Genomic DNA, 7,893 nt, shown 5'->3' with positions numbered 1-7,893 from the left:
CCAGGGCGTGGAGATCAACAACCACACCATCAACCACCGCAACCTCCGGTCAGGTCCGACCTGATCACCGCGGTGCGGTTGAAGTAGCCGAGCAGCGCTTCGTGCGCCGCCTCGGTGCGGCCCGCCAGCGGGGTGCCGACCACGAAGTCCCGGCAGCCGGTCCAGCGGGCGAGCACGCACTGGTAGCCGGTGAGCAGCACCATGAACGGGGTGCACCGCTCCTGGCGGGCCAGCCGGTCGAGGGCGGCGGTCAGCTCGGGGCCGAGGTCGACGGTGACGAAGCCGGCGGGTCTGGTGGGGTCCGACGGTCTCGGCCGGTCGAACGGCAGGCGCAGCGCTCCGGTGCCGGCGAGCCGGTCCGCCCAGAACCGGAACGCCTCCTCGCCCGCCTCCCCACCGGTCCTGGCCTGTTCGGCGCGGGCGAAGTCGCCGTACTGCAAGGGGAGTTCGGGAAGATCGGCCGGTGCCTCGCCGATCGCCTCGCGGTAGAGGGCCAGCAGTTCGCGCCACATCGTGCGGAAGGACCAGCCGTCGGCGACGATGTGGTGGACGACGACGCTGACCGCGTGTTCCCGCTCCCCCGCGCTGATCAGGGTCGCGCGCAGGGGCGGCGCGGCGGCGAGGTCGAACGGCGCGTTGACGTACGGGCGGCAGGCGTCGGTGAAGTCCGCCTCGGTGGCTCCCTCGGGCAGGCGGAGGACGACCAGGTCGATCGCGGCGGGGGGCTGGACCAGTTGGACGGGCTCCGCGGCCTCGGGGTCGTCGTACCCGAAGCGGGTGCGGAGGATCTCGTGCCGTTCGGCCAGTCGGCCGAGGGCGGTGCGCAGGGCCCGCGGGTCGATCGGCCCGGTCCAGCGCCGGTTGAGGTACATGTTGAAGCCGGCGTCGTCCGGGTGGAGCTGCTGGAGGAACCAGAGCCGGCGCTGTTCGGCGGTCAACGGGTGGGTGGCGGTGGTGGTCACCGGACGGTCACCTCGGTCTCGGAGCGGTGCGGGAGGGTGGGCGCGGCGGCGGCGTCGGCGTCACTGGACGGCCGGGCGGTGCCGGCGGCCCGGTCCTGGATGGCCTTCAGGCCGACCAGGTCGTCGGGCTCGGCGTCGGGGACGTCCCGGTCGAAGTGCCGCAGCACCGGGACGGCCAGGCAGACCAGCGCGAGGGCGGCCATGGCGAGGCCGAACAGCAGGTAGAGCAGTCCGATGCCGCGGCCCTCGCCGGTGCCGATGAGCCGGCCGACGGTGGAGGCGAGGGCGCCGCCGCGGTCCATCAGCGGCTGGAGGAGTCCGGGGCCGAAGGGGGCGACGACGGCGAACCCGACCGGCAGGGTCGACCAGGCGACCATGGTGTTGACCGCGATCACCCGGCCGTGGAAGCGCAGCGGCACCTTGGTCTGCACGATGGTCGCGTAGGCGCCGTTGAGCAGGGCGAGCGCGAAGGTCATGCCGAACGCGCCGAGGGCGACCGTCCAGATCGACGGGCGCAGCCCGGTGAGCAGGCAGGCCCCGGCGACCGCCAGGGTGGCGAGCAGCACCCCGCGCAGCTTCCGTCGGCGCGGTCCGCCCCAGGCCACCAGGGTGATCCCGCCGAGCACGGCGCCGAGGCCGGCCGCCGTGGACACCCAGCCGGCCGCGGAGAGCGGGGCGAAGGAGAGCACGAGCGGGGTGGTGAGCAGGAACAGCGGGGAGAGGAAGACGTTCAGGACCGCGAAGTACAGCAGCATCGCGCGGAAGTGGCTGCTGCCGAGGGCCCGTCGGAAGCCTTCGCGGATCTCGGCGGGAATGCTCTCCCGCCGGGTGGAGCCCATCACGTCCGGGAAGCGCACGACCAGGGTGACGCCGACGGCGACCGCGTAGCCGGCCACGTCGAGGGCGAGGATGCCGCCGAGTCCGATGGCGGCGAGCAGGCCGACGGCGAACAGCGGGACGAGGAACTGGGCGAGGCCGAAGGCCATCTGGACCACGCCGTTGGCGCGGCCGAGGTAGCGCTTGGGGACGAGCTGCGGCACGGCCGCGTTCCAGGCGAGCCGTTGGAAGGAGAGGGCGGCGGACAGCACGGCGACGAGCGCGTAGGCGTGCCAGACCTCCAGTCCGCCGGTGGCGTACAGCAGGAGCAGGACGACCTGGGTGAGGCCGGCGGCGAGGTCGCCGAGGAGCATGGTCCGGCGCCGGTCGCCCCGGTCGACGATCGCTCCGGCGATCGGGGCGGCGAGGATGCCGGGCACCAGGCCGCAGGCGGCCAGCAGCCCGAACTGGGCGAGGGAGCCGGTGCGCAGGTAGATCCAGACCGGGAGGGCGAACTCGGTGAGCGCCGATCCGATCATCGACACCTGCTGCCCGGAGGCGACGGTGAGGAAGCGGCGCATGGTCGGGCGGACGGGCGCCTGCGCGTCCTGCGTGACCGGCCGTTCGGCGTCCCGGGAGAGCCCGGCCAGCCACCAGGTGGCGCCGTCCGTCCGACGGTGGCGGTCCTCCTGCCCCGCGGCGATCGACCGGTGGACGCCGGTGACGACGGCCGCGAGTTCGGCGGCCCGGTACTTGAGGTAGAAGTGGCCGGCCTCGTCGAGGACCACCACGGCGGTGGTGTCGGCGATCCGGTGCCACTCGCGGAAGCGCTCCTGGTAGAACTCGGTGGCCGGGTCGCGGTCGCCGCAGACCGCGATCACGGGGGCCTTGATCCGTCCGCCCTCGGTCCCGAACATCCGGGTGAAGTACCGTTCGACGTCCTTGGTGCCGGTGCGGCGGTTGCGGACGATCAGCCGCAGCTGCTCCGGGTCCAGGTCGTCGGTGTCCATCCCGGCGGCGGCCAGACCGTTGATCATGTCCTGGTCGCTGCGCATCCGGTCGAGGAGTTCGGCCCACCGCTCGCCGACGGCCGCGCCGCGTCCCCTGGGGCGGGCGAAGGGGAAGATGCCGCCGAGGTGGACGGCGTCGATCTCCCGGCCGGCGGCCTCGACCCGGCGGGCGATCTCGACGGCGAGGCGCACGCCGACCCCGCAGTGCCCGTACAGCACGATCCGGCCCTCGACGCCCTCGACGATCTCGCGCGCGCACCGGTCGGCGACCTCGTCGACGTCCATCGGTTCCTCGCCGAGTTCGTGGCCGGGGACGGCGATGGAGTGCAGCGCCCAGTCCTCGGGCAGGGCGTCGGCGAGCGGCTTGTAGATCAGCGCGCTGCCGCCGCCGTAGGGGGCGCAGACCACGCTCGCGGTGGTGCGGCGGCGTTCGGGGGTGAGCCGGTGCAGCAGCCCCTGCGGTCCGCGGTCGGCGCCCGGGTCGGTGACGAGCCCGGCGAGCTGCCGGACGGTCGGGAAGCGGAAGAGGTCCATCACGCCGACCGGGGTCGGCAGGTCGGGGAAGGTGCGGCGCAGCCGGGCGACGACCTGGGTGGCGAGCAGCGAGTGCCCGCCGATCTCGAAGAAGTCGTCCAGGGCGCCGACCTTCGCGACGTCGAGCACCTCGGCCCAGATCGCGGCGATCAGCGTCTCGGTGTCGCCCTCGGGTTCGACGTGTCCGGCGGCCGGGCCGGTGTCCTCGGGTTCGGGCAGCGCCTTGCGGTCGACCTTGCCGTGGGCCAGCAGCGGCAGGCGGTCCAGGACGACGTACCGGGCGGGGACCATGTAGTCCGGCAGGACCTCGCCGAGCGTCACCCGCAGTTCGGCCGCGGCGGGGACGGCCGCGTCGGCCGCGCGTTCGAGGTAGGCGACGAGGTTCTGCCGGATCCCCTCGCCCCGGACGGTGACGAAGGCCTGGGTGACGCCGGGCAGCGCGGTGAGCGCGGCCTCGATCTCGCCGGGCTCGACCCGGTAGCCGCGGACCTTGATCTGGTCGTCGGCGCGGCCCAGGTACTCCAGCACGCCTCCCCCGGCCTCCGGCCGCCAGCGGGCCAGGTCGCCGGTGCGGTACATCCGGCCGCCGGCGAACGGATCCTCGACGAAACGTTCCGCCGTCAGCTCGGGACGGCCCAGGTAGCCGCGGGCCAGCCGGTCCCCGCCGAGGTACAGCTCGCCCGTCACGCCGGGCGGCACCGGCCGCCGGGCCGCGTCCAGGACGTAGCAGCGCGCGCCGGCGAGCGGGGTGCCGATCGGGGTGTTCCCCGGGCCGTGCTCCCCCGGCAGGACCTCGTGGACGGTGACGCCGACCGTCGCCTCGGTGGGGCCGTAGTGGTTGAACACCGCGCAGCCGCCCCGGCCGGCCAGGTCGGCGGCCCAGGCCCGGGACGAGGCCTCCCCGCCGAGCACCAGGGCGCGGCGCGGCAGCAGGCGTTCGAGCGGGGCGTCGGCGGACAGCGCGGCCAGGTGGGAGGGCGTCATCTTGAGGTAGTCGAGCGCCGACGCCTCGATGTGTGCGGCGAGTTCGGCGCCGGCGATGCGCCGCGGCAGCAGGTGCACCCGGCCGCCGGTGGTGAGCGCCAGGTAGAGCATGGTGATGCTGAAGTCGAAGGACAGGGACTGCAGCAGCCCGTAGCGGGCGCCGGGCTCGATCCGCAGCCGTTCCCGCACGCCGGCCAGGTAGTTGAGGATCTCGCGGTGCTGCACCGCGACGCCCTTGGGCTGCCCGGTGGAGCCGGAGGTGTAGATGACGTACGCGAGGTCGTCCGGTCCGGACGCCTCGGCGAGCGGCGCGTCGTCCGAAACCCGGTGCGGCGCGGGGTCGGCGCGGTCCACCAGCAGCTCCGCGCCCCCGTACGCGGGGAACCGCTCCCGCAGCTCCGAGTCGGTCACCAGCACCCGCACGTCCGCGTCGGCCACCAGGTGGGAGAGCCGCGCGGGCGGCTGCTCCGGGTCCAGCGGCAGGTAGCAGCCGCCGGCCTTCAGCACGGCGACCAGGGCGACCGCCAGGTCCGGGGACTGTTCCAGGCACACCGCCACCCGGTCGTCCCGGCCGACGCCCAGCGCCCGCAGCCGCCGGGCCAGGGCGGTCGCCCGTGCGTCGAGTTCGCGGTGGGTGACGGTGGCGTCCTCGAAGACCAGCGCGGGGCGGTCGCCCGCCTGCCGGGCCGCCGCCGCGAGCAGCGCGGTCAGCGTTCCGGGCCCGTCCTCGGGGAGCGCCGGGCCGGCCGCCCACTCCTCGACCAGGTCGCGGTGCTCGGTGCCGGTCGTCACCGGCAGGTCCTCGACGGCCCGGTCCGGATCGGCCGTGGCCGCCGTCATCAGGACCTCGAAGCGCTCGGTGAGCCGTCGCACGGTGTCGGCGTCGAAGAGGTCGGTCCGGTAGGTGATCAGCCCGAAGAGCCCGCCGTCCTTCTTCTCCCGCAGGTAGAAGGCGAGGTCGGAGTGGCTCGTGGTGGCGGCGTGCCCGAATCCCTCCGCGGTGGCGGCGGGTGCGGTGGGGGCGGCGCGGTCGCCGTAGTTCTGGAACGCGAAGGTGGCCTGGAACACCGCCGAGCGGCTGACGTCGCGCTCGATGTCCAGGTCGGCGACCATCTGCTCGAAGGGCACCTCCTGGTGGGTGTAGGCGTTCAGCGTGGTCTCCCGCACCCGGCCGACCAGCTGTCCGAAGGTGAGTCCTTCGTCCAGCCGGGCGCGGATCGGCAGCATGTTGACGAAGGCCCCGACCACCGCCTCCAGTTCCCGGTGGAGACGGCCGGCCACGGCCGAACCGATCGCGAAGTCCCGCTGGCCGGTGTGCCGGCCGAGCAGCACCTGGAGCCCGGCCATCAGCACCATGTACGTCGACGCGCCGCGGGCGCGGGCGCACTCGGCGACGGCGCGGGCGAGTTCCGGGCTCCAGTGCAGTTCCACGGCGGCGCCGTCGAAGGTGAGCAGCGGCGGCCGGGGGCGGTCGACGGGCAGTTCCAGGGCGGGGACGTCGGCGAGTTCGGTCCGCCAGTAGTCGCGGGAGGCGGCCAGGGCGCCGCTGTCCAGCCGGTCCCGCTGCCAGCGCGCGTAGTCCCCGAACTGGACGGGGACGGGCGGGAGTTCGTGCTCCGTGCCGTGGGCGTACCGGGCGTGGAGCAGGTCCAGTTCGCGGTTGAGGATGTCGATCGACCAGCCGTCGCCGACGATGTGGTGCATGACCAGGGCGAGGACGTGGTCCTCGGCGGAGAGCCGGACGAGCAGGGCGCGCAGCAGCGGCCCGGTCGCGAGGTCGAAGGGTCTGGCGACCAGCGCCCCGATCTCGTCGGCGGCTCTTCGGCCGGGGTCGGGATCGTCCGAGGCGTCCACGAACGCGGCGGCGAAGGGGCCCGGTTCGGCGATCAGGACCTCGGCCCTGCCGTCCTCCGTGACCGGGAAGGTCATCCGCAGGCCCTCGTGCCGTGCCACCAGGGCGGCCAGGGCGGTGTCCAGCGCCGAGCGGTCCAGCGGGCCGCGCAGCCGCCGGGCCGGGGCGAGCGTGTAGGCCGTCCCGCCGGGCGAGAACTGGTCCATGAACCAGAGCCGTTCCTGTCCGCTGGACAGGGGCGGGGCGCTGCCCTCCGGGCGGGGCTCGACCACCCGCACCGGGGCCGCGGCGCCGCGCAGGCGCTGGGCGAGGAGGGATCGTTTGGTGGCGGACCAGTCTGCGGGCAGGTCCTGGGTGTCGGTCATCGGCAGTCCGTTCGGGCGTGGAGCGGGGAGGACGCGCAGGGGCGGTCGGCGGCGGTCAACGCCGCTCTCGCACGACGTCGGCCAGGGCGGCCGGGGTGGAGGCGTCGAAGAACAGGTCGAAGGCGAGCTCGACCCCGAAGGCGGCGCGGATCCGGGCGGTGATCTGGATGATCGTCAGCGAGTGTCCGCCGTGGTCGAAGAGGTCGTCCTCGGGGCCGAGGCCGCAGACACCCAGGACCTCCTCCCAGATCGCCAGGACGCCCGCCGTGACGTCGTCGGCCTCCGCCGCTACCGCGGCCCGCTCGCGCGGCGGGTCGGGCAGCGCGCGCCGGTCGAGCTTGCCGCTCGGGGTGAGCGGCAGGCGGTCGAGGGTGACGAACTGCCGGGGCACCATGATCGCGGGCAGGGTGCGCAGCAGGTGGTCCCGCAGGTCCGCGTCGGGCAGCGGTGCGCTGTCGGGAGCGGGCACCCGGTAGCCGACGAGGGCGGGCTCCCCCTCGGCCTGCTCGCGGACGGCGACGGCCGCCGCGGCGACGGCCGGGTGGTCGAGCAGCGCGGCCTCGATCTCGCCGAGTTCGATCCGGTGGCCGCGGATCTTCACCTGGTCGTCGATCCGGCCGTGGAACTCCATTTCGCCGTCCCGCGTCCACGCCACGAGGTCGCCGGTGCGGTACATCCGGCCGCCGGCGAACGGGTCACCGACGAAACGTTCCGCCGTCAGTTCGGGCCGCCCCCGGTAGCCGTCCGCGAGGCCGTCGCCGCCCAGGTGGAGCTCTCCGGGGATCCCGATCGGCACCGGGAGGCCGTCGGCGTCCAGGACGTACGCCCTGGTGTTGGCGACCGGCCGGCCGATCACCACGGTGTCCGGCTCCGCGGGGACGTCGGCGCAGGTGGCGTAGATCGTCGCCTCGGTCGGGCCGTACCCGTTGATCAGCCGGCCGAGGGAGCCCCGGAGCTCGCGGGCCAGCGGGAGCGGCAGCGCCTCCCCGCCCACGATCCCGGTCAGCCCGGCCGGCAGGGGCCCGGCGCTGAGCAGCACGCGCCAGCCCGAGGGGGTCGCCTGCAGATGGGTCACGCCCTCCCGCCGGATCAGCCCGACGGTGCCCGGCGCGTCCAGGGCGGCGCCGTCCGGTGCGAGGACCAGCCGGCCGCCGGTGACCAGCGGCAGCAGGATCTCCAGCCCGGATATGTCGAAGGAGAGCGAGGTCAGGCCGAGCCAGACGTCCTGCGGTCCCGAGCCCAGCCGGTCCGCGAAGGAGGTCAGGAGGTTCACCAGGGCCCGGTGCCCGATCTCCACGCCCTTGGGCCGCCCGGTCGAGCCGGAGGTGTACAGCACGTAGGCGAGGTCGCCGGACGGGGCCGGCTCCGCC

Annotated in this window: 3 protein-coding genes; all 3 read right to left on the bottom strand. The window is 74.6% G+C overall.

The window, feature by feature from the left end; all coding sequences use genetic code 11:
- Positions 1–29: 29 nt before the first annotated feature.
- Positions 30–962 (bottom strand): condensation domain-containing protein, encoded by a 933-nt coding sequence (locus tag ACIQOV_RS17195; RefSeq protein ID WP_401049312.1) that lies wholly within the window; start codon positions 960–962, stop codon positions 30–32.
- Positions 959–6,523 carry an amino acid adenylation domain-containing protein gene (locus tag ACIQOV_RS17190; protein ID WP_401049310.1) on the bottom strand — a complete coding sequence of 1,855 codons (5,565 nt, stop codon included), beginning with the start codon at positions 6,521–6,523 and terminating at the stop codon, positions 959–961. Before ACIQOV_RS17190 ends, ACIQOV_RS17195 begins: the two co-directional genes overlap by 4 nt.
- A gap of 55 nt (positions 6,524–6,578) precedes the next feature.
- Positions 6,579–7,893, bottom strand: a 1,315-nt coding sequence (locus tag ACIQOV_RS17185) for an amino acid adenylation domain-containing protein (protein ID WP_401049308.1), incomplete at its 5' end; no start/stop codon positions are given.

The organism is Kitasatospora sp. NPDC091257 (genome assembly GCF_044757675.1).
Classification (GTDB): Bacteria; Actinomycetota; Actinomycetes; order Streptomycetales; family Streptomycetaceae; genus Kitasatospora; species Kitasatospora lactacystinica.
The sequence above is the reverse complement of the archived record's forward strand: the minus strand, read 5'-3'. Positions and strand labels throughout refer to the sequence as shown.